The sequence below is a fragment of the Streptomyces sp. NPDC054872 genome (assembly GCF_053610705.1).
The window spans coordinates 193,433-218,311 of sequence record NZ_JBSGYY010000003.1; the positions used below are offsets into that span (position 1 = coordinate 193,433).

Consider the following 24,879-nt stretch of genomic DNA (forward strand, 5'->3'; position numbering starts at 1 on the left):
CACCTCTCATGACCAGCACCATCCCCCGGCCCGCGGATCTCGTCCTGCGCAACGCCCGCATCCACACCGTCGACCCGGACCACCCCTCGGCCGAGGCACTCGCCGTCCTCGACGGGCGCATCGCCTGGCTCGGTCGCGACGCGGACGCGGACGCCTGGACCGGCGCGGGCACACGGGTCGTCGACGCCGCCGGGCGACTGGTCCTGCCCGGCTTCATCGACGCCCACAACCACGTGCGCCTCGGCTCCGACGACGCCTGCGTCCAGCTCGCCGGCGCCCGCACCCTCGACGAGATCCACGCCCGCATCCGCGCCTGGCGCACCGAGAATCCTGGCGCGGACTGGATCGAGGCGGAGGCGTTCGACTACTCCGCCATCCCCGGCGGCCGCATGCCGGACGCCGCCGACCTCGACCCCGTGACCGGCGACACCCCGGCCTTCGTCCTGAGCTACGACGTCCACACCGCCTGGCTCAACACGGCCGCGCTGCGCAGGCTCGGCGTCGACCGCGACCGTACGTCGCTGCCGTTCGGCCGCGCCGAGACCGACCCGGAGACAGGCGAACCCACCGGTTTCATCAAGGACTTCGCCGTCAAGGGTCTCTCCCGCGACGGGCATCGGGCACTGCGCGAGCTCGGCCTGCCGTGGGCCTCGCCCGACCGGCAGTACGGGCGGCTGGCCAAGAGCCTGGACGACGCGATCGGCTACGGCATCACCACGGTCGTCGAACCGCAGAACTCCCTGGACGACCTGGAGCTGTTCACCCGCGCCCGCGCCGAGGGGCGGCTGCGCTCACGCGTCGTCGCGGCGCTCTTCCATCCGCGCGGCACGTCCGACGCGGACCTGGACGACTTCGCGGACGCCGCACGCCGGTTCGCGGACGACCGGCTGCGGGTCGGCCCGCTCAAGCTCTACATCGACGATGTCGTCGAGCCGCGTACGGCCGCGCTGCTCGAGCCCTACTCCGGGTGCGGCAAGCACCGGGGCGACACGTTCTACCCCGCGGACGAGTTCGCGGGGCTGCTCGCGAAACTGGACGCCCGCGGTTTCCAGTGCTTCGTGCACGCCACCGGCGACCGGGGCATCCGCACGGTCCTCGACGCCGTCGAGCACGCACGTGCCCTCAACGGACCGCGCGACGCCCGCCACCAGGTCGTGCACGTCGAGTGCCTGGACCCCGCCGACACCCCGCGCTTCGCCGAACTCGGCGTCGTGGCCTGCATGCAGCCACGCCACTGCGCCCCCGAGATCGCGGGCCCCGGCCAGGACTGGGCGGAGAACATCGGCGCCGACCGGTGGCACAAGGCCTGGCCGATGCGGAGCCTGCACGAGGCGGGGGCCGTCCTCGCGCTCTCCAGCGACTGGAACGTCGCCGAGATGGACCCCATGGCGGGCATCTACACCGCGCTCACCCGTCGCCCCCTCGGCGGTGGCGAGGCCTGGCAGCCGGACGAGACGCTCGACGTGGAGACCGCCGTGCACGGCTACACGATGGGTTCCGCGTACGCCAACTTCCTTGAGGACGAGCGGGGTTCGCTGACGGTGGGCAAGCTGGCGGACTTCGTCGTCCTGTCCCGGGACATCCTGCGCGTACGTCCCGAGGACATCCCGGGGACGAGGGCCGAGGTCGTGGTGGTGGGCGGCGAGGTGACAGTGGAGTAACCAAGCCCGTTCAGGAGCCGAGAGCTTCGCACTCCCTCAGTCGTGCTCCACGGACAGCGGATCGAAGGCTATTCGGGTCACGGAGCCGTCCTCCGTCCAGCGCACCTCGACGGTGTCCTCCGTCGCGCTCACCACGGTGGCGGTGTCCGCCAGGGACGTGGGCTCCGGCTCGGCGGTGAGTGTGGCCAGCGCCGCATACACGGCTGTGCCCTCCGCCGCGGCCGTGAGTCGCGGCAGGCGGGCCCACCGGGTGAAGGCCGTGCCCTGGGGTGCGCGTTGTTCGTCCTGGCCGGTCCAGCCGTGCAGGGGGTGCAGCGCGGAGAGCAAGGACTCGTCCGGGCCTGTCGCCCAGCCCGTGTGGGTGACGCGGGCGCCGTGCGGTGCGCCGACGACACGGTGCGCGCGCAGTTCGTGGCGGCCCTTGGCCACGGTGACGCTCTCCACGCGCAGCCCCGGCACCATGGGCGGTCCGCTCACGAAGGCGGGGGTGTGCCGGGACGCCGCCCAGCCCCAGCCGTCGCCCTGACCGGCGCCCAGCGGCTGGATACGGGCGCGGGCACTGCGCGCTCCCGCCACCTCCACCGCGACGTGATTGTCCGGGGTGTTGCCGCGTGCCGTGGGGCCGGTCCGCGTGGAGTAGGCCTGGCGGGCGTAGAGCGGATCCTCGTGGGCCGCGGTCTCGGCCTCGTGCGGGCGGGCGTGATCGCTGCCGTGGTTGTGCAGCCGTACGATCCCGTCGGCGCGGGTGCTCTGCACGAGCAGGCCCGGCGCGGGCAGCGCGAGAACCGTGTCGCGGCTCTCGCTGGGCGCGGGTTCCTCCGTGGCGGTCCACAGAGGATGGGTGGCCGGTGCCAGGAGGCCGACGAACGCCTTCGACGCCCAGTACGGCGACGCCGGACCGGAGTAGGACTGGAGGCTCGCGTCATGCGGGCCGTGCCAGCCGAGGCTGAGCAGTCCGTCGGCGCCGACGGAACCGCGGTCCAGGAAATAGCGCAGTGATCCGCTGAGGAGCCGGCGCGATGTGCCCGGGCTCCAGGGCGTGTGGCCGGTGAGCGCGCCGAGGGCCACGGACGCGCCGGCGGCGAAACGGTAGGTCAGGGAACGGCCGAAGTGGATCGGGGCGCCGTCGGAGCCGAAGAGGAGTCCGAAGCTCTCCAGGTGCTCGCTCAGACGGGCACCGTGCCGCGCCAACTCACCTTCATCCGCGGCTAGCTGGGCGTCCAGCGTCGGGTAGAGGTGCAGGGCCCAGCCGTTGTAGTGGTCGAAGGCCCGGCCGTCTCCGTCGGCGTACCAGCCCTGGCCGCGATACCAGGTCTCCAAAAGTCCGAGCGCCCGCTCACGCACTCTGGCCGTCTCCGCGTCGCCGCGGCCCACCGACTCCAGGAATCCGGCCACGGTGTACGGGAAGAGGTACCAGTTGTTGGGCGCGGGGACATGACGTATCGCGCCGCGCAGCCACTGCTCCGCCCGGTCCTGCACGTCGGTGTCGAGCCGGTCCCACAGCCAGGGACGGGTCAGCCGCAGGCCGAGGGCCACGGATGCCGACTCCACCATCGGCTGGCCCTGGTCATGGTGGTCGAGGATCACCGGCCAGGACTCGGCGTCGTCGAGGCCGGGTGTGCGGGTGCCCGCCGCGAGACCTTCCGCGTACCGGTCGAGCCAGCCGTGCGGGTCCTTGCCCTCGGCGCCCGCCACGCGGAACGCGGCGGCGAGGAGGGTGCGGGCATACCCTTCAAGGCCGTCCGACCGTACGCCGGACGCGGAGGGCCGTCCCGGCAGGTCGAGCAGGGCGCCACGAGGGGTCGCCCACTTCCATGCGGCGCCCAGGAGACCGTCGGCGGCGGCCTCCCAGTGCGCGCGCGTGTAGCCGGTGTGGGGGCTCAACTCCCGGTTTTCCTCGGGCAGTCCGGGGATGCTCATGCGAGGTAGGCCAGCCTTTCGCGTCGTACGGCATGGGCGAGACCGTCGCCCGCGGCCCAGCGGCCGACTTCGGTGACGGCGAGATCGGCGAGACGCCCCCACTCGTTGCCCTGGGAACCCGCGAGGTGGGGGGTGATCATGACGTGGTCGCAGTCCCACAACGGGTGGTCGTGGGGCAGGACTTCGGGGTCGGTGACGTCCAGGACGGCGCGGACACGGCCGGCCAGCGCGGCTTCGGTGAGTGCGTCCTGGTCCAGGACGGCGCCGCGGGCCGTGTTGATGAGCACCGCCTCATGGCGCATCGCGGCGATCAGTTCCCGGCCGACGAGACCGCGGGTGGCGGGCAGCAGCGGGGTGTGGACGCTGACGACGTCGCTGCTCGCGAACAACTCCCGGATGCCGACGGGCCGTACGCCGAGCCGCACGGCTTCCTCGTCGGACACGTACGGGTCGTGCAGCAGCACCTGGAGGTCGTAGGGGCGAAGGAGTTCGATGACGCGGCGGCCGATCATCGAGGCGGACAGCACGCCGACCGTACGGCGGTAGTTGCCCACGCCGTGCGACAGGCCGAGCCATTCGTCGCGGCGCCGGATGGCCTTGAACTCCCGGGCCCGCTCCATGACACGCTTGCCGCTGAGCAGGATCATGGCGATCGTGTACTCGGCGACGGGCAGGGCGTTGGCCGCGGCTGCCGATGACACCGCGATGCCGCGGTCCCAGCACTCAGGGGTGATGTGGCCGCGTACCGACCCCGCGGTGTGGACGACGGCCCGCAGCCGGGGCGCTGCCGCGAGCGCGGCGGCGTCCAGCGGCGGACAGCCCCAGCCGGTGACCAGGACCTCCACGTCCCGGAGCACGGCGCGTGCCCGCTCCGTGGTGAAGTCGTCCAGGACGGTGTCAGGCACCAGATCGCAGACGCGGCCGAGTGCCGCCAGGGCGTCGGGGCCGTACACGGCTCTGGCCGCGTCCGGGGCCATGGCGAGCGCGGTACGCGGACGGTGGCTGCCGTTCTTCAACAGTTTCCCTTTCACATGGCTCACATGCTCACTCGGCCGGTTCCTTCGGCCGTGTTCGCATGCCTCACTTGACCGAGCCCGCGGTCAGACCCGACTTCCAGAAGCGTTGCAGCAGAATGAAGGCGAGGATCAGCGGCAGCACCGCGAGGAGCGAACCAATGATCACCACGGGGTAGTACTCGGGCGAGACGGTGGCCGAGCTGTTCCAGGTGTAGAGGCCGAGGCTGACCGGGTAAAGCTTCTCGTCCGAGAGCATCACCATCGGCAGGAAGAAGTTGTTCCAGATGGCGGTGAGCTGGAAGAGGAAGACCGTGACCAGTCCCGGGCCCAGCATGCGCAGAGAGACGCGCACATAGGTGGTCAGCTCCCCCGCGCCGTCCACCCGAGCCGCTTCGAGTACCTCGTCGGGCACGTATCCCTGGCTGAAGATCCGGCCCAGATAGACGCCGAAGGGGTTGAACAGGACCGGGATGAACACCGCCCAGAAGGTGTCGACCACCCCCGTGGCCGATGCCATCAGGTAGAGCGGCAGCGCGAGCACGGTCTGCGGCACCATCACCGCGGCGAGCACCAGGCCGAAGACCTTCTCCTTGTGCGCGAAGCGGTACTTGTCGAAGGCGTAGCCGCAGGCGACGCTCACCAGGGCGCTGATCGCGGCGCCCAGGACGGCGTAAAGGAGGCTGTTGGTGTACCAGCGGCCGTAGAGCCCGCCGTCCATCGCGAAGAGGTCGCGCAGGTTCTGCACGAAGGAGAAGTCGGTCAGCGAGAAGAAGTTGCTGCTGAACAGCGCGTCGCGGTTCTTGGACGCGGCGAGCACCAGCCACAGCACGGGCAGCAGCGTGTAGAGCACCGCGACGCCGACCACGGTGTTCACGACGGTGCGGCCCAGGAGGCGGGGGCGGTGCGCGCTGAGGGTGTCGGCGCTCATCGTGCGGCCTCCTTCTGGGAGCGGTTGGTCCAGCGGGTGACGCCGTAGGAGAGGGCGACCGTGCACAGGAGCAGGATCACCGAAGCGGCGGCTGCCAGGCCGTAGTTGTTACGGGTGAAGGCCGCGTCGTAGATGTACATGCTGGGCGAGAAGCGCGAGTTGATCATCGGGGACGACTGGCTGAGCAGCATCGGTTCGGTGAACAGCTGCATCGCCCAGATCAGGGTGAACATCGCGACCATGACGATCGAGGAGCGCACCAGGGGCGCCTTGACCTGCAGTGCGGTGCGCACCGGTCCCGCGCCGTCGACAACAGCCGCTTCGATCACTTCGCGGGGCACGGCCTGCAGGGCGGCGTAGAAGATGACCATGTTGTAGCCGAGGTTGCTCCACAGGGCGATGTTCACGATCGACGGGAGCACGGTGTTCACGCCGAGGAAGTCGATGTGGATGTCGCCCTTGGAGAGCACGTCGACGACCGGGCTGAGACCGGGCGTGTAGAGGTACAGCCAGATGAGCGCCGCGATGATGCCCGGCACCGCGTGCGGCAGGAAGAGCCCCAACTGGGCCCAGGCGCGCAGCCGTACGACGCCCGAGTCGAGCAGCAGGGCGAGGCCGAGCGCGCCGGCCACCATCAGCGGGATGTAGATCAGGCAGTAGAGGGCGACCAGGCCGAGGCTGCCGAGGAAGGTCGGGTCGGTGAGGACGGCCGTGTAGCTGCGCAGGCCCACGAAGACCGTGCGTTCCGGGCCGAAGCCGAGGCCCGGCTGGTCGTCGCTGAAGAAGCTCAGCCAGACCGCGGTGCCCACGGGTATCAGGAAGACCGTCAGGAGCAGGATCAGGAAAGGAGTCATCAGGACGCCGCACGCCATGTGTTCGCCGCGTCGCGCACGCGTGCGAGCGCGGCGGTCGGGGACGGGGGCATCGGCGGTGCGGGTGGCGCGGGCCGGGGGCGCGGTCGTGGTCATCGGGGGTCACCTGCCTTTCTGCTGGTGCTCGTCGGCGTACGGGGTTCTTGCGCCGGGGGCGCTCGGGCCGCTCATGTGCTGTGCTCGGTGGTGGCGAGACCGAGGGCCTTGAGATCGGGCATGGTGCCGTCGTGCGCCGCGCGCACGGCGTCGAGCAGGGAACCCTTGCCGCCGCCCGCGCGGGCGAAGCCGTCCTGCATCACCTTCTGGGTGGCGGTCATGCGCGGCCCCCAGACCCAGCCGTCGCGGATCGACTCCGCCTGCTGCTCGAAGAGGCGGTAGATGTCCTGACCGGAGTAGTAGGCGCGGTCGAAGGCGGTGCGGCCCACGGAGACCAGGTCGGGGACGGCCGGGTACTGGCTGCTGGTGCCGCTGGAGAGCCGGGCGCGCAGGGCGTCGGGGTGCGAGACCTGCCATTCGATGAACTCCATCGCGGCCTCGGGGTGCCGGGAGTCCTTGGTGACGGCGAACGTGGAGCCGCCGTGGGTGCCGACGACCGGGCTCCCGGGGTCCCACTGCGGCAGCGGGGCGATGGCCCACTGCCCCTTCTGGCCGGGCCTGGCGTTCATCTGCGCGCCCGCGTCCCAGGCACCGCTGAGCCGGGCAAGGACCAGCCCTTCCGCGAGCTGGGAGTCGTAGTGCCGGCTCTCGGAGGCGTTGACGAAGAGCAGTTCCTCGTCGATGAGGCGCTGCCAGTACGCCGCGACCTCGCGGGTGGGGCGGTCCGTAAGGGAGACGTTCCAGGCGCCCTGACGGGTGTCGAACCACTGGGCGCCTGCCTGCCACGCCCACGCGGCGAACTGAGGTCCGCCGTCGGTGGGGAAGAGTGCGATGCGCCGGTCGCGCGACTTGCCCCGCACGGTGCGGGCGACTTCCGTGAACTCGTCCCAGGTGCGCGGCACTTCGAGCCCGTACCGATCGAACAGGTCGGAGCGGTAGTGCAGCACCATCGGCTCCACGTCGAGCGGCACGGAGTAGATCCGCTTCTCGAAGGTGGTGAGGCCGAGGGCCTGCGGCAGCAGTCTGGCGCGCAGGCGGTCGCTGACGAGTGAGGTGATGTCCCGGGCGACGCCGTCGATGGCGTAGCCGGGCACCTGGGGGTACTCGAGGGTGGCGACGTCCGGGGCGTTGCCTGCCCGGGCCGCGTTGCTGAGCTTGGCGTATCCGCCCATGGCGCCGGACGGGATCTGCTGGAACTCGACCTGGACGCGGTCGTGGGTCTTGTTGAAGGCGTCGACCACTTCCTGGCTTCCGCGCAAGGCGGACCAGAACGTGACGCGTGTGGTGCCGCCCTTGCTGCTCGATGTACGGCCGGTGCTGCCCGAACAGGCGCTGAGCGCACCTGCCATGGGAACTGCGGCTGTCACGGCGAGCAGGGACCGGCGGCTCGGTCGACCAGGCATGGGTGCCTCCCGCGGCTCTTGTTCGGGACACGGGAATCCTGATCGCGTGAACGGTGCCGGTCAATAGACCGATCAAAAGAAACTGAAGCGGTCAAACGATCGCGATGTCGGTGGTGGATCCGCGGACCTTGAGTTCCGGCAGCAGCTCCACGCGCTGCGCCGGACCGGCGCCAGCACCCGTCAACTCGTCGAGCCTGCGCAGCAGTAGGCCGGCCGCCGTGCGCCCCACCTCGTGCTTCGGCGGGGACACGGCGGTCAGCGGAGTGCTGCCGAGCGCGGCCACCACGTCGTCGTACGCCACGACCGAGCAGTCCTGCGGCACCCGCACCCCGCGGTCCATGAGCTGTTGCACGAGCATCAGCGCGTCGACGTCACCGTGCAGCACGGCAGCCGTCGCCCCGCGCTCGCGCAGCCGCGCCGCGAGATCGAGCGGCTCGCGCGACCGGCCGGGGCCCGCGCCCTCGGCGCTCAGCATGACGCTCCAGTCCTCGGCCTCGCTCCTGGCGGCCGCGATCTCGGCGAAGGCGGCACGCAGGGCGCGGGCCGTCGGGCTGTCGTCGCGCGCGGCCAGGACGATCCGCCGGTGACCGAGCCGCACGAGGTGGTCGACGGCGAGATGGATGCCGTACCAGTGGTCGGTGCAGACCGAGTCCATGGCGTGCAGCGCACTGCCCGCGCGCGGGCGCCGCTCCATCAGGACGGTGGGCACGCCCGAAGCCGCCAGCCAGGCGTAGTCCGCCTCCTCCTCGGCCTCGGTGCGCCAGCGCGGGGCGATGAGCAGACCCCGTACGTCTTCGGCCAACACCCGCTCGACCAGGGGCCGTTCGGCGCCTTCCACCTGCGGCGCGATGTGCAGAGCGACCCGGATGCCGGCCTCGCTCAGAACGCCTCGGGCGCCGTGCATCGTCTCGTACAGGTAGGTGTGCCGCTCCGGCACCATCAGCGCCACGGCGCCGCCGCTCGCCACGGGTTCGGCGGGGGCGGCGCCGCGCTCCACGGGGCCGATCGAACGCGCCACCCCGTGCCCGCGCCGCAGCCTGCCCTCCTGGGCCAGGTCCTCGACGTCCCGGCGCACGGTGATCACCGAGACCTCCAGGTCGTCGGCGAGATCGCTCAACCGCGCCTCACCGCGCGACTCCACGACCGCGAGTATCCGCTGCCGCCTGACATCCCTCGGCTCCCGCATGCTGCCGGCCCCCTCGCGACGTACTCGTCAGGTGTTCGTTTGAGCGTTTCGCTGGAGGATATCGATCGTCGTCCCGTCTGTGTCCAGGTCGGCGATGTTCGTCACTGGCGGCTGAGCGAGCGGGTGATGCCGGCCGCGACCGTGGTGACCAGGACCCAGCCCGTGGCGACAAGCAGATACGAGAGCCACTGGTACCAGCCGTCGGGCGCGTACGCCTGCTCCTGGCCGAAGCCGATGATCGGGATGAGCAGGTCGAGGGTGTAGAAGACGGGGTTGAAGTCGGGCGCCTCGTCCGACTTCAGGGCGGGCGGATGGTGCAGGGCGAAGGCGAGCGCGCCGGTGAGCAGCAGGACGAGCAGCCATCCGGCCGCGCGCATGGGCCGGAATCCGTAGCCCACCGTCACGTCTTGGAGGTGCCCCCAGGACCTGGCGTACGGCGGCAGGGTCCGCCGGTGGCGGCGGAGCTTGGCCAGCTGCACGGTGCGGGCGGCGGCCTCGTCGCCCACTGTGCGGTACGCGGCGGCCAACTGCTCGTAGCCCTGCGGCAGATAGCCGCCCGCCTCGCGCTCCAGGAGCGGAAGCCGCTGCTCGGCGGGCAGGTGCGGGGCGAGCCGCTGGTACGCGAGGCCGTCGAGCTTCACCTCGCCCGGCCACACCTCCGGAGGGACGTGCAGCAGGTCGAGCTGGGAGCGGCGCAGATTGACGGTGCCCTGGATCGGCGCGGCCTCCCGCAGCCACAGCTCGCCTATGACGCAGCTGCTGGCGCGCAGGGCCGTGCCGCCGGGGTGGGAGAGGCGGGCGTAGGCGAGATTGACGTGACGGGGGATTCTGGCTCCGCTGAGATTGAGCGTGCCGTCGGCGCGCAGCCGCTGGGCCCGCAGATCGGTGCCGACGGACAAGGTCTCGGCGTGCAGGGCGACTTCACCGGGGGCGCTCAGTTCGGCGTCGTCGAGGTTGACCTGGCCTCCCACGGTGGCGCCGTTCAGCCGGACCTGTCCGTGAGCGACCAGGCCGACGGCCCATACGTCGGTGCCGATGTCCGCGTGGTTCAGCTGCAGCACGGCTTCGGCCGCCGCCGCGGGGCCCGGCCCGCCCGGTGCGGACGGCTCATCGGGGGCGGGCGGGTCGCCGGGGCCGGGCGGGGTGCCGAGCTCCGCGCCGTTGGCGAAGAAGGCGCCGGCGATCTGCGCGCCCGCGAGCCGTACGGGGCCCGTGATCCGGCTGCAGGTGATCCGCAGGACCAGCTCCACCCGGAGGGTTCCCGCCGTCAGGCCGGGCAGGACGGAGTCGCTCAGCACGAGGGCGCGGACCTGGGCCCCGTACAGGTTCGGCGTGTCCTCGAAGTGGCAGGACCGCAGCCGTACGGGGTGCTCGACCGTTCCGTACCTGAGGTCGAGGCATCCGGTGATGCGCGCGCCCGTCAGCTTCACGCCGGCGATCTCGCCGTCCCGCGTCGGGCCGTTGAGCAGCAGCGCGCGCAACACCTCGGCGCGTACGGTCCGTTCGGGTCCCCAGGAGTCACCCGCCCCGGGGTCGTCGTCGGGGCCTTCACGGAAGTCGACGCCCTCGCCCAGCGGGAACGCCTGCCGGACGCGGTGCTCCGCCGGGGTCAGGTCGGTGATCTCCATCGCCGGGATGCTGTCGTGGCCGCGTCCGGACTGTCAACCACGGCTCCGCCCCACGGACTCGGGCCGCGTTAGGAACGGGCTCGGCCCCCTGACAGGAACAGCCCCTGCCCCTAATTCGAAATGGGACCCATTTTCATATAGCCTCGGTGCCGCACCGCCGAGAGAGGACCCGAACCCATGGCCGTACCCAAGCGGAAGATGTCCCGCAGCAACACCCGTCACCGCCGCGCGCAGTGGAAGGCCACCACCCCGCAGCTCGTGCCGGTCACCGTCGACGGCTCCGCCTACCTGGTACCCCAGCGGCTGGCCAAGGCGTACGAGCGCGGGCTGCTGCGCCCCGAGGGCTGACCCCGCCCGCGCGCACACCGGCCCACGCCGCCTCACAGGAGCAGCCGCAGCATCTGCGCACAGGCCTCCCCCTCGTCCGCGTGCCGGGCGAGGGGGTGATGCGTTCCGCGTTCGTACGTTCCGCTCTCCCACGCCTCGCCGTCCTCGGTCCTCCGCAGGTAGACGAAGTCGGGGGGCGTGGGGGACGGTTCATGGACGCCCTCGATCCAGTAGTAGCCGTCGGCGACCCCCGCGTCGCGCAGGGCGGCGGGCAGTCCACGGACGTCCATCGGCGCGGCGCTCCTTCGCGGCTAGTCGGTCGCGGGCTCGAGGTACCCGTGGTCGAGCAGCCACTTCACGTTCAGGCGCTGCCCCTCGCCCGGGTCGAGGAACACCGGGTCGAGCTTGATCTGCTGACCGCCGCCGGGCTGCGCGAACCAGGGGGCGATTCCGCCCTGCCAGACGGAGAACGGCTTGCTCACCTCGTAGACGCGGTAGTCACAGGCGACGGCGGCGTCACGGGTGTTGAGGTTCTGCGGGGGCAGCGCGCGTTCGGCATAGGAGTCACCGGCGGGGGCCAGGAACGATCCGTACTCCGATCCGAACCGGTCGAGCAGGTCGCCCTCTTCAAGCTCCTCGGGGTGCTTGTCGACCTGGCCGTTGACGGTCTCGAAGCCGTCGTTTGGCGGGTACTTCCAGCTGCCCGATGCGGCCGGGCCCTCCCAGTACTTCTTCAGGAAGGCCGACGGCGAAAGGCCGCCCGTGCGCTTCCATCCCTTGAGCAGCGGCCCCACCGGCTCCTGCCACTTCTTGGGGAGCCACTTCGGGCCGAGTCGGGCGTCCTTGTGGAACTCTCCGGTGCACGGCTCGCGCGGCGCCTGGGTCGCCGATGCCCCGCCCGCCGACGCCACGGGCTTCTGCTCGGCCGCCGCCGTCGCGGTGGGCGCGGCCGCCATCGCCGACGCCACGCCCAGCGCGGCCAGAACGGTCCGGATACGGATCACAGAACTGCGGTCCACTCAGCAACTCCTCGCGTGTCCACGGGTACGACAACAGCTCGCACACCGTATCCGAGCAGTGGCTCTCAGTGGTCAACTCCCGTCCCGGCGAGCCAGAACCGGCCATCGCGTCCCGGCAGTCGTCGGGCGGCAGGCGCCAGTCCTCAGGCAGCAGGCGGCAATCGGACGCGGAGACGTCACGCGCAACGTGCCCGCTCATGCGGGCGCTTCTAGGCGGGTGCTCCTAGGCGGGCCTGTTCAGGTTTCCCTCTTCGTCGTCCGGCGTGTCGAGGGCGGCGGGCATGCTGTCCAGGACGGTGAAGCTGCGGTCGAGGCGGGTGATGCGCAGCACCCGCCAGACGCGTGGACTGCTGCGGACCAGCCGCAGGGTGCGCCGCTTCGCGACGGCTCGGCCTTTGATGCGCACCAGCAGCCGCAGGCCGCCGGCGTCCAGAAACGTGACCTGCCTCAGGTCCACCACCACGTCAGCACCCGGCCGGTCCAATAACTCCGCTATGCGCGGCGCGAGTTCCAGATCCGCCCAGGCGTCCAGTTCGCCTCGGAACGTCAGAACGATCGATCCGTCGACCACACGGTGATGCAGCCCAAAGCCCGGGTCGGGCGTGCCCATGGTCCACCCCCCAACTTCCTACACCCCGCATACGAAGAGTAACGACAACGCGAGCGGCGCGGCCCTGAGGCCGGCGCCCGACGCCGCCGGGGTCTGGGGCGGCACCGCGAATGGCACCTACATCTTGCCCGCTCAGGGCCAGTTCATACCTCCGTGGGGCATCCCCGGCCACCTCGCGGCGCATATTCGCGGCCGATTCGCCGCGATTACTCTCCGTGTTCTACGTGGCGTTCTCGACAACGATCGTGCGCCACTCAAAGGGCCGCTGACGCTCGGCGCCACGACCCCGCCGACAGGGAGGGTGCGTTCCACGCCGTCTCGGGGGTCGGCGACCGGCCCCACGCCGCGGGTGCTGACGCAGAGGGCGGCCGCGACGGTGCGGGTGGTGCGGGCAAGCACTCCGGCGCCATCGATCCGGCGGTGACCAGTCCGGACCACCAGGGGTTTTCCGTCAGCGCGAGGCCGGAGCAGCGGTTGCGGCGCGGCGGGATGTCCGCCGCGCAGACCGCCGCGCCGGGGCCGGGGCCGGATGGCGGTGAGCTGGCGGACGTTGCTGACGGTGTCTCGGAAGTCGGACACCAGGAGCCCCGTTCAGGCCTGGTGAGCGAGCGCCGCGCCGGGCGCGTCAGGGCGTTGACGGAGACCGGGCCGAGGATCAGGTCAGGCAAGGAAGAACGGCGTGAACCAGTCGGGTAAAACCTCTTCGAGCGCGGCCCGAGAGGCACGCACGTCCACTCGGGCGCGGCCCGGAGTCGATTGACCCGCTGCCCGCGTCGCACGGAACGCACCCCGAGTTGCACCTCTTGCTCGTGGGGATTCCGGGCATCACTCTGTCTGCCACACGCGTCACCACCGACACATCGCACGCGTCACCGACACATGAGGAGCGGACATGGCGGCAGGGATGAACACCGGGTCCGACGGCCGGCCCGATGCGGACCGCTGGGGGCGGCGCGGGTTCATCGGTGCCGTCGCCGCCACCGCTGCCGCCGCTGTCGTCGCCACGCCCGCGTCCGCTTCCGCGTCCTCCCTGCAGGCGGTACGAGCGCCGCGCCGCGACCGGCCACTGTTCCTCGGCACCTACACCAGCCGGCCCGACGGGGGCGAGGGCCTCGGGCTTGCGACGTACGACGAGACAACGGGCGAGATCACGGCCACCGGCACACTGACGGGCGTACCCGACCCCTCCTACCTCTGCCTCCACCCCTCGGGCAGAACCCTCTACGCCGTCAATGAGCGGGAGCAGGGCAGCGTGAGCGCGATCGCGCTCTCCTCCGCGGGCCCCGAGGTCCTGGGAGCGCGAAGCACGGGTGGCGCCGGGCCCTGCCATCTGTCGGTACACCCGAGCGGTCGCTGGCTGCTCAGCGCGAACTACCTCTCCGGGAGCGTGGCCGTCCACCCGGTCCAACCATCGGGCGCTCTGGGAGAGTTGAGTGACGTGGTCACCCACTCCAGCCCGCCTCCCGGCCCGGGGCAGGAGGGCCCGCACGCCCACCAGATCGTGACGAGTCCGGACGGCGGGCATGTCCTCGCCGTCGACCTGGGCAACGACGCCGTCTACAGCTACCGCCTCGACACGAAGAAGGGGAAGCTGACCCGGGTCTCGTACGCCGTCCTGCGGCCGGGCGCCGGTCCGCGTCATCTCACCTTCCACCCCTCCGGGCGCTTCGCCTATCTGGCGAACGAGGTCGACAACACGGTGGTGGTCTGCGCGTACGACCCCGCGAGCGGACGGCTCACGCCCGGCGCCGCGCAGTCCACCGGTACCGGCGAAGGCACCAGCTACCCGGCGCAATTGCTCGTCACACGCGAGGGCACCTTCGCCTTCCTCGCCAACCGCGGGCACAACAGCCTCACGCGTTACGCGATCGAAGCGGGCGGCGCTCGGCTGCGGCTGCTCGACACGGTCCCCGTCGGCGGGGACTTCCCCCGGCACATCGCCTTCTCGCCGTCCGGGCGTCTGCTCTTCGCGGCCAACCAGAAGTCGAGCTCGGTGAGCGTCTTCCAGGTGGGAAAGGGCGGCCGGCTGCGCCTGACCGGGGAGCCGTTCGCCGCCCCGCTCGCCGTGTGCGCGCTGCCGCTCTAGGACGCGCGCACGCGCGCACCGGCCGTCGACCACGCCCCACGCGGACCTTATAGAGTCCCGTCGGGACAGGTGTCCCACTGGGACATCTCAGGTGTACAGTCGAAGGCATGAACAAGGCGAAGGAGTCCGGTTCAGGAGCCCCGGCCACGGACCCGGGCATCGAGGACCGCAGGCAGCGCAAGGCCCGGCAGACCCGGGAGGCGCTCGCCGACGCGGCCATCGACCTGATCCTGGAGCACGGCCTCGCGGCCGTCACCGTGGAGGCCGTCGCCGAGCGCGCCGATGTCACGCGCCGCACCTTCAGCCGCCATTTCGGCGGCAAGGAGGCGGCGGCGCTCGACTTCACCCGCGCCGACGGCGACCGCATCAACGCGGCCCTGCGCACCCGCCCCGCCGACGAGCCCCCGCTGGCCGCCTATCGCGCGGCCGTGCAGGACTGGCTCGCCGACCCGGAATCCCCCGGCCCGCACCGCCGGGCCCGGAGGCGGGCGCTGCTCGCGCTCGTCGACACGGAGCCCGCGTTGTTCGCCGCGTACGAACGCGTCCGGGTCGACGCCCAGGACGAGTCCGTCCGGATCATCGCCGACCGGCTCGGCACCGACCCCGCCCGGGACCAGCGTCCCGCCGTCGTCGTCGGTGCCGCCGCCGGAGTACTCACCGCCGCCCTGCGCAGCTGGGCCCGCGGCGGGCACGACAACGACGCAGACCTCGCCGCACATGTGGAGCAGGCCTACGCCGTCCTGACCGGGGAGGCAGCACTCGCCGCCCCCCACATCGGATGAGGAAAGCGAAGAGCACCATGAGCACCACCACTGCCGCCACCGGCGCCCCTGACTACGCCACCGAGTTCGCCGGCAAGACCGCCCTGGTCACCGGCGCCGCCTCCGGCATCGGTCTGGCCACCGCCCGTCGCCTGGGCGCGGGCGGCGCGACCGTCGTCATCGCCGACTTCAACGCCGAAGGCGCCGAGAAGGCCGCGGCCCAGCTTCTCGCGGAGGGCGTCAAGGCCGCCGCGGTGGCCGTGGACGTCACCGAGCCCGCTTCGGTCGAGGCCGCCGTGCGGTTCACCGTGGACACGTTCGGCGGGCTCGACCTCGCGGTCAACAACGCGGGCATCGGCGGGGAGAGCAAGCCCACGGGCGCGTACGACATCGACGTCTACAACCGCGTCATACGCACCAATCTCGACGGCGTCTTCTACTCGATGCGCTACGAACTCCCGGTCCTGGAGGCCGCGGGCGCGGGCGCCATCGTGAACGTGGCCTCGATCCTCGGCTCCGTCGGCTTCGCGGGCTCCCCCGCGTACGTCGCCGCCAAGCACGGCGTCGTCGGCCTCACCAAGACCGCCGCCGCCGAGTACGCCGCGAAGGGCATCCGCGTGAACGCGGTCGGCCCCGGCTTCATCGAGACTCCGCTCCTGCAGAGCATGGACAAGGAGGCGTACGACGCCCTCGTCTCTCTGCACCCGGCGGGCCGCCTCGGTCATTCCGAGGAGGTCGCCGAGCTGATCGTGTTCCTGCTCTCGGAGCGGGCCTCGTTCATCCACGGCAGCTACCACCTGGTGGACGGCGCGTACACCGCCCGCTGATCCCCGGCCGTCACCTGGCCTACGGCTTGGTGAAACCGACGTCCCGGGCCCTCGCGACGATCTCGACCTCGTCGCCGAGGGCCCATTCGGCGACCCGGGACACCATCGCCGCCGGGACCAGGTCGCTGATGCCCTCGGCGGCCGGAATGTCGTACGTCGCGTGCGCGTCGTGCGGCAGGACGACACGGAAGTCCAGCTCCAGGGCCGTACGCGCGGTCGCCATCACGCACATCTCGGACTGCACCCCGCAGAGGGCGAGATCGTGCACGCCCGCTTCGGAGAGCAGGTCGGCGAGTCCGGTTTCCTCGAAGCCGTCGTCGACGGTCTTGCGCAGGATCCTCTCGCCCCGGTCGGCGTCCGCCGGGAGGTGTATCTGCCAGCCGGGGGCGCCGGGTTCGTCGACGCTTCCCGGCTCTCCGTCGTTCTGGAGCTGGACGACGAGGGCGCCCGCGGCGCGGGCCCGCGTGATCAGGTCGGTCGTCCGGTCGAGGACGCGAGGCGCGTCGGGCACGGCGCCGTCGCCGGCGACGAAGGCGGACTGCATGTCGACGACGATCAGCGCCTGAACGTCCTTCGTGGGGTGTGGCCGCGGGGAGCCTTGCTGCGTGGGATGTGCCGATTGCTCACTCATGGCTCACCATCTTGCCGTTCGCCATGATCAGCCGTACGTCGCCCAGTGCCTCCACGTCCTTGAGCGGATCGCCGTGCACCGCGATCAGGTCGGCGCGGTGGCCCGCGGCCAGGCGTCCGACGTGGTCGGCGATGCCCAGGGCGTCGGCGGCCTCGGTGGTCGCCATGTCGATGACGCGGTGGGGTTCGATCCCCAAGTGCTGGTAGAAGCCGAGGCTCTGGGCCAGGCCGTCACAGCCCGCGCGCTGGACTCCGGCGTCCGTCCCCGCGATGAGCCGCGCGCCGTGCTCGGCCATCGTGCGGACCTGGTCGAACATCGCCTTGGCCCGCTCGGCGCCGAAGAACATGGGCAGCATCCGCCAGTTCGGGCTGATCGTGGGGCAGATCCGGATGCCCTTGGCGACGATGGCGTCCAGGACGTCCTCGCGCAGGTCGAAACCCTTGCCCGTCATCCATGTGCAGTGCTCGATGGTGTCGACGCCCGCCATCACGGCGGCCACGATCCCCGCGGTGCCGTGCCCATGGGCGGCGACCGGCAGTCCCGCCCGGTGCGCCTCACGGACGATCACCCGCAGTTCGGGGGCGTCGAACTGCGCCTGCCAGGTGGCGGGGCCGCCTTGGGTGAGGCCGCCGCCGGTGGCCATGACCTTGATGACGTCCGCGCCGAGCTCGGCGTTGCGCCGGACCAGGGCCCGCATCTCCCTCTCGCCCTCGACTTCACCACCGAGGAACCAGCAGTGGCCGCCTTTGGTGGTGAGCGGCGTCGTGGCGGCGACGATGCGAGGGCCTGGCACCCGGGACGCGGCGATCTCCTCGCGCAGGCGCAGGGTGAGGCGCCCGCGGTCCCCCAGATCGCGCACGGTGGTGACGCCGCTGCGCAGGAACTGCAGCGCACGCTCCTCCATCGCCGCCATGAGGGTGGTGTCGCTGTGCGCGTCCAGGACCGCCACGGGGTCCTTGCTCGCGTCGAAGACCAGGTGGACGTGGGCGTCGATGAGGCCGGGCAGCACCGTGGCCTCGGGCAGTGCGTACCGCCGCGACACGCCGCGTGCCAGGGGCTCGATCTCGGCCCGGGCGCCCGCGGCGACGATGTCGGTGCCCTCCGTCAGTACGGCGCCGTCTGTGACGTGCCGGCCACGCGGCCCTGTCAGAACCCGCCCTGCCGTGAGCAGCGTCTGGCTCATCTGGCTCATCTCTGCCTTTCCGGGAAGGAGTTCGAGGAGCTGGCGGTGATGCTGTGAAGCCAGTCTCCATGCTCCGTCACGGGAGGGCAGGAAGTCCGTCACGCGAAAGCCCGACGGGATGTTCGCGCGGCGTCCCGCGGGTACCCATAGCCTGGGCCGAGTGCCCGCACAGGACGTCGCAGGATGTGTCAGGACGGAGGTCAGGGTCTGATGAGCACGGAAGTCACGGTCCTCCTTGTCGGCGGCGCGATCCTGGTGGCCGCGACTCTCGCGGTCGCGATCGCGCTGCTCGTACGTCTGGTCCGCACACGGCGCACCCTGCGCGCGGCGGGGCTGCCGGTCGAACGCCAGTGGGTGTTCTGGGGGGCGGTCGCCTATCTCGTCCTGCCGGCCGATCTGCTCCCCGACCCGGTGTTTCTCGATGACATCGGTGTGCTCGTGCTCGCCCTGCGGTCCATGCGGTCGGCGAATTCAGGCGTCGGGGGTCGTGGGGCGCAGTAGGGGCCTGCGCAGGTGGCGGGCTTTGGTGAGCAGGACGTGCATGCGTTCGGTCACCTGGGCAAGGTCTTCGACGGGCTCGTCGAAGTCCAGCCGGACGTCCGCCTGGCTGCGCGCCTTCTCCAGGCGCAGTGTCAGGGCGTAGCGGTCGATGGCGAGCGGGCGGACGCGTACGACGCCGTGCAGGCTGTCCGCGCACACGAGCCTGGTCAGTTGCTCGACGGCGTCCTCGTGCGCGTCGGCGAGGTGGGTGAGCAGCCGTGCCTCCGCCTCGGCCAGCGGGTCGGGGGCGGCCAGGGCGAGTTCGTCGAGGTCGATGCCGACGCGGCCGCCTGCCGAGTCGTGCAGGACGGCACAGGTCGGCGCGAAGATGAATCCCTCCCCGTCGGGTACCAGTGACCCCGAGAGCCACAGCCGGGCCCGGATCCGGTCCCTGACCGGTACGGGGGCGACGTCGGCGAACTCGACCAGCGTGGACGGTTCGCCGCGCGGCGCGCAGATCATCGCGGTGGCCAGCGCACTGTCCGGGGGCGGTGACAGCAGCAGGATGCCCTCCGGCGTGACGCTGTGCGCGCCGACGAGTTCATCCCTGCCGATCTCCGTGGTCACCGCGCAGGACCAGGCGGTGGTGAGCAGTGAGCGAGCGCGTGCCGCTGCAGTGGGCACGGTCGTGCTGGCGTGACGGACACCCATCCTTCAACCTCCATTAGGTAAGCCTTGCCTAACTTATCGGAGATCGCGGGGCAGGGCCAGTACGCGAAAGGCCCCGCGCGGCGAACCACGCGGGGCCGATCGGATGCGCCGGACAGAGCGCCGGTCGCGTACGTCAGTTGACGCTCACGTCATGCGGTCAGGTCATGCGGTCAGGTCATGCGGTCAGTGACCGCGGGCGATCCACTCCTCCAGGTGGGGCGCCTCGGCGCCGACGGTCGTGCTGTCGCCGTGCCCGGTCCGCACCACCGTCTCCGGGGGCAGCGTGAGGAGGCGGTCCCTGATCGAGTCGACGATCGTCGGGAAGTCGCTGAACGACCGGCCCGTGGCCCCGGGACCGCCCGCGAAGAGCGTGTCGCCGGTGAAGACCGTGGCAAGGGCGGGCACGTGGAGACTGACGGCGCCCAGGCAGTGGCCCGGGGTGTGCAGGACCTTCAACGCCACGCCCGCCACCGCGAGTTCCTGCCCGTCGGCCAGCTCGCCGTCGGGGACCCGGTCGGGGTGGGTCTGCTTCCACAGCTCCGCGTCGGCGGGGTGCAGCAGGATCGGCGCGCCGGTGCGGTCGGCGAGCGCCGGGGCCGCGTCGATGTGGTCGTCGTGGGCGTGCGTGCACACGATCGCGACGACCCGGCGCTCGCCGACCGCCGCCGCGATGGCGTCCGCGTCGTGCGCCGCGTCGATGACGACGACCTCGCTGTCGTCCCCCACGATCCATACGTTGTTGTCGACGTCCCAGGTGCCTCCGTCGAGGGAGAACGTGCCCGAGGTGACCAGGTGATCGATGCGCGCGGCCATCAGAGCACCACCACCGAACGCAGGACGTTCCCATGATGCATTCGCTCGAACGCCTTCTCCACGTCGGCCAGGGCGATCGTCTCCGTGACGAACGCGTCCAGGTCCAGGCGGCCCTGCCGGTAGAGGTCGATGAGCATCGGGAAGTCGCGTGAGGGCAGGCAGTCGCCGTACCAGCTCGACTTGAGCGCGCCGCCGCGCCCGAAGACGTCGAGGAGCGGCAGGTCGATGCGCATGTCCGGAGTCGGCACGCCCACCAGGACGACCGTGCCCGCCAAGTCGCGGGCGTAGAAGGCCTGTTCATACGTCTCCGGGCGGCCGACCGCCTCGATGACGACATCGGCGCCGTTGCCGTCGGTCAGCTCGCGGACCGCCTCGATCGGGTCCGCCGAACGGGAGTTGACGGTGTGCGTGGCGCCGAGGCTCTTCGCGGTCTCCAGCTTCTTGTCGTCGATGTCGACGGCGATGATCTTCGCGGCTCCGGCGAGCCGCGCCCCCACGACCGCCGCGTTGCCTACGCCGCCGCAGCCGATGACGGCGACCGAGTCGCCGCGGCCCACGTTGCCGGTGTTGATGGCGGCGCCGATACCGGCCATGACCCCGCAGCCGAGGAGTCCGGCCGCGGCGGGCGAGGCGGCCGGGTCGACCTTGGTGCACTGCCCCGCGGCGACGAGGGTCTTCTCCGCGAAGGCGCCGATGCCGAGCGCGGGTGAGAGCTCGGTGCCGTCCAGGAGGGTCATCTTCTGCTGGGCGTTGTGCGTGTCGAAGCAGTACTGGGGGCGGCCCCGCAGGCACGCGCGGCACTGGCCGCACACCGCACGCCAGTTGAGGATCACGAAGTCACCGGGCGCGACCTCGGTGACGCCGTCGCCGACCGACTCCACGACGCCCGCCGCCTCGTGGCCGAGAAGGAAGGGGAAGTCGTCGTTGATGCCGCCCTCGCGGTAGTGCAGGTCGGTGTGACAGACCCCGCAGGCCTGCACCCGTACCACGGCTTCCCCGGGCCCCGGGTCCGGCACGACGATCGTCTCGATCCGTACCGGCTCGCCCTTCGCGCGCGCGATCACGCCCTGTACCTGCTGCGCCATGAGGTCAGCCCTTCTTTCTTCCGGTCTTTCTTCCGGCTCACTTGCTCGTCCGGCAGCACATGTTCTTCACGCATCCTCACAGACCGGGCCCGTTCGCGACGACCCCGGTCGCACGAGTTCCGATCACCGGCGCGGCGCTCCGCCAGAAGGGTCCTAGGGTGGGCGGGTGCGTGATCTCGCCGCTCAGGCCCTGCTACCGGTCAACGCGACGCTCGGCGTGGTGCTCCTCGTCCTGCTGCTCGTCGCCGCCACGGCCGCCGCCGCGTTCCGCCTCTCCCCCGACGGCACGTACGGCAGGGCGCGGGAAATCCTGGTGGCCGGGGTGCGGGCGGCCGTGCAGCTCGGCGTGGTGTCCCTGGTCATCGGCTGGGTGATCCACCATGTCGTGGCGCTCTTCGCCTTCCTGCTCCTGATGTTCGCCGTCGCCGCGCGCACGGCGGGGCGCCGCGTCACCTCCAACGGCACCTGGTGGTGGGCGGCGCTGCCGATCGCGGTCCCGGTCGTCCCGGTGGTGGCAGCACTGACCCTGGCCGGCCTGCTGCCGGTGAAGGGCATCGCCATGATCCCCGTGACGGGCATCCTGATCGGCGGCGCGCTGACCGCGACGGTGCTCGGCGGGCGCCGCTGCCTGGATGAACTCCACACCCGCAACGGCGAGTTCGAGGCGGGCCTGGCCCTCGGCATGCTCGAGCGGGACGCCCGCCTTGAGGTGATCCGCCCCACCGCGTCGGACGCCCTGCTCCCCGGCCTCGACCAGACCCGCACGGTAGGCCTCGTGACCCTGCCCGGAGCCTTCGTCGGCATGCTCCTGGGCGGCGCGTCACCGGTCCTCGCGGGGGCGGTGCAGCTGTTCGTCCTGATCGCCCTCATGGCGGTACAGACGCTCGCGGTGGCCACGACCGTCGAACTGATCGCCCGGGGGCAGCTGAACCGGACGGCGATAATCTCGGAGTGACGAGGGGGGACCATGTCGCTTGCTGACCAACTGCCCGCACTGATCGGTGTCGTGGTGGGCTCGGTGGGGTCCTACGCGGCCCAGAGCCTGACCGAGCGGCGCAAGTGGAAGATCCAGAAGCTGGAACGGTGGGACGAGAAGCGGTTCGAGACGTACATCCGCTACGGAAACGCCCTCAAGGTGCAGCTCCGGATCGGCGGCGCGGAAGTGGCATGAGGCCGTGTGGACCATAGAACTTCTCGTACGGGAGGGCGTCAGCGCGCCGACCGACTGGGCCCGAGCACATCAGATAGCCAGCGCCGCGCGCGATCGGTTCTACGAGAGCGCGCGCGGTGACCTCGGCATCGGCGGAGCTCCCCCGCCCTCGGGGGAATGGCCGCGCCAGTGGCGCGCCGAGCTGTCGGAGCGAACGGAGCCGCGCCCGTAGCGGGCCCGCAGGCCCCGCTCCGGTCTGCCCCGCCCCCCGCGGGTGCGCGCCGGCTGAGGCGTAGGCTCCGGACCATGTCTGTCTATGACGCGGTAGAGATCGAAAGCTTGCAGGGCGGCCCGGCGAACCTGGGCCAGTACGTGGGCAAGGCCGTCCTGATCGTCAATGTCGCCTCCAAGTGTGGGCTCACCCCGCAGTACGCGGGTCTGGAGCGCCTGCAGGAGAAGTACGCCGAGCGTGGCTTCACGGTGCTCGGCGTGCCCTGCAACCAGTTCATGGGCCAGGAGCCCGGTACGTCCGAGGAGATCGCCGAGTTCTGCTCGGCGACGTACGGCGTGACGTTCCCGATGACCGAGAAGGTCGACGTGAACGGCGACGACCGGCACGTGCTGTACCAGCGTCTCGTGGACACGGCGGACGCCGAGGGACACACCGGCGACATCCGCTGGAACTTCGAGAAGTTCCTCATTTCCGCGGGCGGCGAGGTGGTGGCCCGGTTCGCCCCGCAGACCGAGCCGGACGCCCCTGCGGTCGTCGCCGCGATCGAGGCGCACCTGCCGAAGTAACGTCACACGCGCACCGAAAGGGCGCGGCACACCGGCGGTCGCCGGTGTGCCGCGCCTTCGTCGTTCAGTGGTCGTGGTGGTCGGCGCGCGCTTCCGCCGTGGTCTTCAGGGCGCCCAGCCACGCTTCGAGGCCCTGGCCGAGGATCTCGGTCGCGGCGGGGACGTTCGCCTCGACCTGCTCTCCGGCGTGGGTCTCCTCGGTACGGACGAGGACGCCGCCCTTGGCCTTGGTGAAGGTCCACACGTGGACGCCCTCGATACGCAGCCCCTCACCGATCGCGGGGCCCGTCCACCGGATGCACGCACCGCGCTTGAGCTGCTCCACGGTCGAGGTGATGTCCAGGCTGGTGGCGGGGGTCGCCGGGTTGGGCGGTATCGGAGTCGTCCACCGGAATGCCGAGCCCTTGCGCAAGGGGCCGTGGTCGAGACGGTCCACCGACGTGACGGGCGTCTGCCACGACGGCCAGCGCTCCACGTCGGTCTGCAGCTTCCAGATGGTGCTCAGCGGCGCGTGGATCACGGTCTCGGTCCGGTGCCGGACGAGCGCGTCGGGGTCGACGCCCTCGCCACGGCAGGTGAGGGAGTTGCCATGGCCGGGCTGAGGGGTGGCTCCGGCGGGTGCGGCCGCCGTGCCGAGGACACCGGCGACGGCGAGCGGGGCGGCGAACAGTGCGGCGTGGACGGCGAAGCTACGGGATCCGGTCATGGCGTTCTCCTGCTGAGGCGGGAACTAGGGGCACTAGAGGCTCATGCGTTCGTTAGAAGATATAACGCAACGGAGAACAGGCCGTCAACGGGTCGAGTGATAACCTCTAACGAAATCTTGATCCTGTAGCCGTGTGGTGCGGGTGCTCGATGTGGGACGCAGCCCGGACCGCCCGGATCGACGCGGAAGAAAAGGAAGGGCCATGGCGAAGAGCGAGACCAGCACTCCACGCGAGCGCTATCGCACCCAGGTGCGCGCCGAGGTCAAGGAACGCGCGTGGGAGCAGATCGCCACGGCCGGAGCGTCCGCGCTCTCCCTCAACGCGATCGCCAAGCAGATGGGCATGAGCGGCCCCGCGCTCTACCGCTACTTCGCCGGCCGCGACGAGCTGATCACCGAACTGATCCGGGACGCCTACCGAAGCCTCGCCGACGCCGTGCACGCGGCCTCCGCCGAAGGCGCCGACCTGGCCGGCCTCGCGCATGTCCTGCGCGGCTGGGCCCTGGCGCACCCCCAGCGGTACTTCCTCATCTACGGCACCCCGGTCCCCGGCTATCACGCGCCCGAGGACATCACCGCCATCTCGTCCGAGATCATGGCGACCCTGCTCGACGCCTGTGCGGAACTCCTGCCGGACACCCCCGCGACACCGTTCGGCACCTATCTGCGGGACCACCGGGACTGGGCCCAGGGCCACCCCGCGCCGCCCGCCGCCCTCCATCGGGCCGTGTCCTTCTGGACCCGGATGCACGGAGTCCTGTCCCTGGAACTCTCGGGCCACTTCAGCGGCATGGGCTTCGACCCGGCCGAGCTCTTCGCGGCCGAACTGGACGACCTGGTCGCCAGGCCATGAGGCAGCCGGGGCCCGCGCCCGGTCACCCTTGGCCAGGCCCTGACCGGCCGCGCAACTCCCGTGGCACTCAGGCTTCTTCGTACGACACCGCCGCGCGCCCAGGACCCCACGGCCCTGCGTCCGTTCCCC

Annotated in this window: 27 protein-coding genes; 11 read left to right on the forward strand and 16 right to left on the reverse strand. The window is 71.3% G+C overall.

Annotated features, from left to right (window positions below):
• Window positions 1-8: 8 nt before the first annotated feature.
• Window positions 9-1,661, forward strand: a complete 1,653-nt coding sequence (locus tag ACWGIH_RS04940) for an amidohydrolase (protein WP_453443155.1) — start codon at window positions 9-11, stop codon at window positions 1,659-1,661.
• Window positions 1,662-1,697: 36 nt separating this feature from the next.
• Here ACWGIH_RS04940 and ACWGIH_RS04945 read toward each other — a convergent pair whose 3' ends face one another.
• From ACWGIH_RS04945 to ACWGIH_RS04975, 7 genes are all read right to left on the reverse strand, one after another.
• Window positions 1,698-3,581 (reverse strand): DUF2264 domain-containing protein, encoded by a 1,884-nt coding sequence (locus tag ACWGIH_RS04945; protein ID WP_453443156.1) that lies wholly within the window; start codon window positions 3,579-3,581, stop codon window positions 1,698-1,700.
• The gene (locus tag ACWGIH_RS04950) at window positions 3,578-4,558 is read right to left on the reverse strand and encodes a hydroxyacid dehydrogenase (protein ID WP_453443217.1); all 981 of its coding nucleotides are present in this window, start codon (window positions 4,556-4,558) and stop codon (window positions 3,578-3,580) included. Before ACWGIH_RS04950 ends, ACWGIH_RS04945 begins: the two co-directional genes overlap by 4 nt.
• A 103-nt stretch (window positions 4,559-4,661) precedes the next feature.
• Entirely contained in the window at window positions 4,662-5,525 is an 864-nt protein-coding gene (locus tag ACWGIH_RS04955) for a carbohydrate ABC transporter permease (protein WP_453443158.1), read from the reverse strand.
• Window positions 5,522-6,493: a carbohydrate ABC transporter permease gene (locus ACWGIH_RS04960; RefSeq protein ID WP_453443159.1), complete on the reverse strand. Its 972-nt coding sequence runs from the start codon at window positions 6,491-6,493 to the stop codon at window positions 5,522-5,524. Before ACWGIH_RS04960 ends, ACWGIH_RS04955 begins: the two co-directional genes overlap by 4 nt.
• Before the next feature lie 71 nt (window positions 6,494-6,564).
• Entirely contained in the window at window positions 6,565-7,896 is a 1,332-nt protein-coding gene (locus ACWGIH_RS04965) for an ABC transporter substrate-binding protein (protein WP_453443160.1), read from the reverse strand.
• A gap of 91 nt (window positions 7,897-7,987) precedes the next feature.
• The gene (locus tag ACWGIH_RS04970) at window positions 7,988-9,082 is read right to left on the reverse strand and encodes a substrate-binding domain-containing protein (RefSeq protein ID WP_453443161.1); all 1,095 of its coding nucleotides are present in this window, start codon (window positions 9,080-9,082) and stop codon (window positions 7,988-7,990) included.
• Between the two features lie 101 nt (window positions 9,083-9,183).
• Window positions 9,184-10,710: a membrane-associated oxidoreductase gene (locus ACWGIH_RS04975; RefSeq protein ID WP_453443162.1), complete on the reverse strand. Its 1,527-nt coding sequence runs from the start codon at window positions 10,708-10,710 to the stop codon at window positions 9,184-9,186.
• A gap of 177 nt (window positions 10,711-10,887) precedes the next feature.
• Between ACWGIH_RS04975 and rpmF the strand changes: the two genes are divergently transcribed.
• Window positions 10,888-11,058, forward strand: coding sequence for a 50S ribosomal protein L32 (rpmF, locus tag ACWGIH_RS04980; RefSeq protein ID WP_160503106.1), 171 nt, complete (start codon window positions 10,888-10,890; stop codon window positions 11,056-11,058).
• A 32-nt stretch (window positions 11,059-11,090) separates the two neighbouring features.
• Here rpmF and ACWGIH_RS04985 read toward each other — a convergent pair whose 3' ends face one another.
• The 3 genes from ACWGIH_RS04985 to ACWGIH_RS04995 form a co-directional block, all read right to left on the reverse strand.
• The gene (locus ACWGIH_RS04985) at window positions 11,091-11,327 is read right to left on the reverse strand and encodes a hypothetical protein (RefSeq protein ID WP_453443164.1); all 237 of its coding nucleotides are present in this window, start codon (window positions 11,325-11,327) and stop codon (window positions 11,091-11,093) included.
• 21 nt (window positions 11,328-11,348) lie between these two features.
• Complete coding sequence (locus ACWGIH_RS04990) at window positions 11,349-11,993, reverse strand: TNT domain-containing protein (RefSeq protein ID WP_453443218.1); 645 nt, start codon at window positions 11,991-11,993, stop codon at window positions 11,349-11,351.
• Between the two features lie 286 nt (window positions 11,994-12,279).
• On the reverse strand, window positions 12,280-12,666 hold the full coding sequence (locus tag ACWGIH_RS04995) for an STAS domain-containing protein (RefSeq protein WP_453443165.1): 387 nt from the start codon (window positions 12,664-12,666) through the stop codon (window positions 12,280-12,282).
• 892 nt (window positions 12,667-13,558) lie between these two features.
• Between ACWGIH_RS04995 and ACWGIH_RS05000 the strand changes: the two genes are divergently transcribed.
• The 3 genes from ACWGIH_RS05000 (at window position 13,559) to ACWGIH_RS05010 (ending at window position 16,340) form a co-directional block, all read left to right on the forward strand.
• Window positions 13,559-14,752 (forward strand): lactonase family protein, encoded by a 1,194-nt coding sequence (locus tag ACWGIH_RS05000; RefSeq protein WP_453443166.1) that lies wholly within the window; start codon window positions 13,559-13,561, stop codon window positions 14,750-14,752.
• 107 nt (window positions 14,753-14,859) lie between these two features.
• Entirely contained in the window at window positions 14,860-15,534 is a 675-nt protein-coding gene (locus tag ACWGIH_RS05005) for a TetR/AcrR family transcriptional regulator (RefSeq protein WP_453443167.1), read from the forward strand.
• Between the two features lie 17 nt (window positions 15,535-15,551).
• Window positions 15,552-16,340, forward strand: coding sequence for an SDR family NAD(P)-dependent oxidoreductase (locus tag ACWGIH_RS05010; RefSeq protein WP_453443168.1), 789 nt, complete (start codon window positions 15,552-15,554; stop codon window positions 16,338-16,340).
• Between the two features lie 19 nt (window positions 16,341-16,359).
• On the opposite strand, the gene ACWGIH_RS05015 is transcribed toward ACWGIH_RS05010, so the two are convergent.
• Both ACWGIH_RS05015 and ACWGIH_RS05020 read right to left on the reverse strand, forming a co-directional pair.
• Window positions 16,360-16,884: an isochorismatase family protein gene (locus tag ACWGIH_RS05015; protein WP_453443220.1), complete on the reverse strand. Its 525-nt coding sequence runs from the start codon at window positions 16,882-16,884 to the stop codon at window positions 16,360-16,362.
• Between the two features lie 79 nt (window positions 16,885-16,963).
• Window positions 16,964-18,163 (reverse strand): amidohydrolase family protein, encoded by a 1,200-nt coding sequence (locus tag ACWGIH_RS05020; RefSeq protein WP_453443169.1) that lies wholly within the window; start codon window positions 18,161-18,163, stop codon window positions 16,964-16,966.
• 201 nt (window positions 18,164-18,364) lie between these two features.
• On the opposite strand from ACWGIH_RS05020, the gene ACWGIH_RS05025 reads away from it, so the two are divergent.
• Window positions 18,365-18,655 (forward strand): DUF1232 domain-containing protein, encoded by a 291-nt coding sequence (locus tag ACWGIH_RS05025; protein ID WP_453443171.1) that lies wholly within the window; start codon window positions 18,365-18,367, stop codon window positions 18,653-18,655.
• Here ACWGIH_RS05025 and ACWGIH_RS05030 read toward each other — a convergent pair.
• From ACWGIH_RS05030 to ACWGIH_RS05040, 3 genes are all read right to left on the reverse strand, one after another.
• On the reverse strand, window positions 18,626-19,345 hold the full coding sequence (locus tag ACWGIH_RS05030) for a DUF2470 domain-containing protein (protein ID WP_453443172.1): 720 nt from the start codon (window positions 19,343-19,345) through the stop codon (window positions 18,626-18,628). The two genes, ACWGIH_RS05025 and ACWGIH_RS05030, sit on opposite strands and share 30 nt — an antisense overlap.
• Window positions 19,346-19,528: 183 nt before the next feature.
• Entirely contained in the window at window positions 19,529-20,158 is a 630-nt protein-coding gene (locus ACWGIH_RS05035; protein ID WP_453443174.1) for an MBL fold metallo-hydrolase, read from the reverse strand.
• On the reverse strand, window positions 20,158-21,243 hold the full coding sequence (locus ACWGIH_RS05040) for an S-(hydroxymethyl)mycothiol dehydrogenase (RefSeq protein ID WP_453443176.1): 1,086 nt from the start codon (window positions 21,241-21,243) through the stop codon (window positions 20,158-20,160). Before ACWGIH_RS05040 ends, ACWGIH_RS05035 begins: the two co-directional genes overlap by 1 nt.
• Before the next feature lie 166 nt (window positions 21,244-21,409).
• On the opposite strand from ACWGIH_RS05040, the gene ACWGIH_RS05045 reads away from it, so the two are divergent.
• The 4 genes from ACWGIH_RS05045 to ACWGIH_RS05060 all read left to right on the forward strand — a co-directional run bounded on the left by ACWGIH_RS05045 (window position 21,410) and on the right by ACWGIH_RS05060 (window position 23,191).
• Window positions 21,410-22,198 (forward strand): ABC transporter permease, encoded by a 789-nt coding sequence (locus ACWGIH_RS05045; RefSeq protein ID WP_453443177.1) that lies wholly within the window; start codon window positions 21,410-21,412, stop codon window positions 22,196-22,198.
• Window positions 22,199-22,210: 12 nt separating this feature from the next.
• Window positions 22,211-22,414: a hypothetical protein gene (locus ACWGIH_RS05050; RefSeq protein ID WP_453443179.1), complete on the forward strand. Its 204-nt coding sequence runs from the start codon at window positions 22,211-22,213 to the stop codon at window positions 22,412-22,414.
• A 4-nt stretch (window positions 22,415-22,418) separates the two neighbouring features.
• Window positions 22,419-22,625, forward strand: coding sequence for a hypothetical protein (locus ACWGIH_RS05055; protein ID WP_453443181.1), 207 nt, complete (start codon window positions 22,419-22,421; stop codon window positions 22,623-22,625).
• 74 nt (window positions 22,626-22,699) lie between these two features.
• Window positions 22,700-23,191, forward strand: coding sequence for a glutathione peroxidase (locus ACWGIH_RS05060; protein WP_453443183.1), 492 nt, complete (start codon window positions 22,700-22,702; stop codon window positions 23,189-23,191).
• A 64-nt stretch (window positions 23,192-23,255) separates the two neighbouring features.
• Here the strand turns inward: ACWGIH_RS05060 and ACWGIH_RS05065 are convergent, their stop codons facing one another.
• Entirely contained in the window at window positions 23,256-23,897 is a 642-nt protein-coding gene (locus ACWGIH_RS05065; protein ID WP_453449591.1) for an SRPBCC family protein, read from the reverse strand.
• 202 nt (window positions 23,898-24,099) lie between these two features.
• Between ACWGIH_RS05065 and ACWGIH_RS05070 the strand changes: the two genes are divergently transcribed.
• Window positions 24,100-24,750: a TetR/AcrR family transcriptional regulator gene (locus tag ACWGIH_RS05070; RefSeq protein ID WP_453449590.1), complete on the forward strand. Its 651-nt coding sequence runs from the start codon at window positions 24,100-24,102 to the stop codon at window positions 24,748-24,750.
• Window positions 24,751-24,879 lie beyond the last annotated feature (129 nt).

Bases quoted from the DNA above. Each gene is read 5' to 3' on its own strand.
- ACWGIH_RS04990 (WP_453443218.1), bottom strand. From the start codon at position 11,993: ATGGCGGCCGCGCCCACCGCGACGGCGGCGGCCGAGCAGAAGCCCGTG.
- rpmF (WP_160503106.1), top strand. From the start codon at position 10,888: ATGGCCGTACCCAAGCGGAAGATGTCCCGCAGCAACACCCGTCACCGC.
- ACWGIH_RS05035 (WP_453443174.1), bottom strand. From the start codon at position 20,158: ATGGCCGCGCGCATCGATCACCTGGTCACCTCGGGCACGTTCTCCCTC.
- ACWGIH_RS04975 (WP_453443162.1), bottom strand. From the start codon at position 10,710: ATGGAGATCACCGACCTGACCCCGGCGGAGCACCGCGTCCGGCAGGCG.
- ACWGIH_RS05025 (WP_453443171.1), top strand. From the start codon at position 18,365: ATGAGCACGGAAGTCACGGTCCTCCTTGTCGGCGGCGCGATCCTGGTG.
- ACWGIH_RS05005 (WP_453443167.1), top strand. From the start codon at position 14,860: ATGAACAAGGCGAAGGAGTCCGGTTCAGGAGCCCCGGCCACGGACCCG.
- ACWGIH_RS04960 (WP_453443159.1), bottom strand. From the start codon at position 6,493: ATGACCACGACCGCGCCCCCGGCCCGCGCCACCCGCACCGCCGATGCC.
- ACWGIH_RS05030 (WP_453443172.1), bottom strand. From the start codon at position 19,345: ATGGGTGTCCGTCACGCCAGCACGACCGTGCCCACTGCAGCGGCACGC.
- ACWGIH_RS05040 (WP_453443176.1), bottom strand. From the start codon at position 21,243: ATGGCGCAGCAGGTACAGGGCGTGATCGCGCGCGCGAAGGGCGAGCCG.
- ACWGIH_RS04950 (WP_453443217.1), bottom strand. From the start codon at position 4,558: ATGGCCCCGGACGCGGCCAGAGCCGTGTACGGCCCCGACGCCCTGGCG.
- ACWGIH_RS04995 (WP_453443165.1), bottom strand. From the start codon at position 12,666: ATGGGCACGCCCGACCCGGGCTTTGGGCTGCATCACCGTGTGGTCGAC.
- ACWGIH_RS05020 (WP_453443169.1), bottom strand. From the start codon at position 18,163: ATGAGCCAGATGAGCCAGACGCTGCTCACGGCAGGGCGGGTTCTGACA.
- ACWGIH_RS05050 (WP_453443179.1), top strand. From the start codon at position 22,211: ATGTCGCTTGCTGACCAACTGCCCGCACTGATCGGTGTCGTGGTGGGC.
- ACWGIH_RS04985 (WP_453443164.1), bottom strand. From the start codon at position 11,327: ATGGACGTCCGTGGACTGCCCGCCGCCCTGCGCGACGCGGGGGTCGCC.
- ACWGIH_RS04970 (WP_453443161.1), bottom strand. From the start codon at position 9,082: ATGCGGGAGCCGAGGGATGTCAGGCGGCAGCGGATACTCGCGGTCGTG.
- ACWGIH_RS04945 (WP_453443156.1), bottom strand. From the start codon at position 3,581: ATGAGCATCCCCGGACTGCCCGAGGAAAACCGGGAGTTGAGCCCCCAC.
- ACWGIH_RS05065 (WP_453449591.1), bottom strand. From the start codon at position 23,897: ATGACCGGATCCCGTAGCTTCGCCGTCCACGCCGCACTGTTCGCCGCC.
- ACWGIH_RS05070 (WP_453449590.1), top strand. From the start codon at position 24,100: ATGGCGAAGAGCGAGACCAGCACTCCACGCGAGCGCTATCGCACCCAG.
- ACWGIH_RS05015 (WP_453443220.1), bottom strand. From the start codon at position 16,884: ATGCAGTCCGCCTTCGTCGCCGGCGACGGCGCCGTGCCCGACGCGCCT.
- ACWGIH_RS04940 (WP_453443155.1), top strand. From the start codon at position 9: ATGACCAGCACCATCCCCCGGCCCGCGGATCTCGTCCTGCGCAACGCC.
- ACWGIH_RS04955 (WP_453443158.1), bottom strand. From the start codon at position 5,525: ATGAGCGCCGACACCCTCAGCGCGCACCGCCCCCGCCTCCTGGGCCGC.
- ACWGIH_RS05010 (WP_453443168.1), top strand. From the start codon at position 15,552: ATGAGCACCACCACTGCCGCCACCGGCGCCCCTGACTACGCCACCGAG.
- ACWGIH_RS05060 (WP_453443183.1), top strand. From the start codon at position 22,700: ATGTCTGTCTATGACGCGGTAGAGATCGAAAGCTTGCAGGGCGGCCCG.
- ACWGIH_RS04965 (WP_453443160.1), bottom strand. From the start codon at position 7,896: ATGCCTGGTCGACCGAGCCGCCGGTCCCTGCTCGCCGTGACAGCCGCA.
- ACWGIH_RS05000 (WP_453443166.1), top strand. From the start codon at position 13,559: ATGGCGGCAGGGATGAACACCGGGTCCGACGGCCGGCCCGATGCGGAC.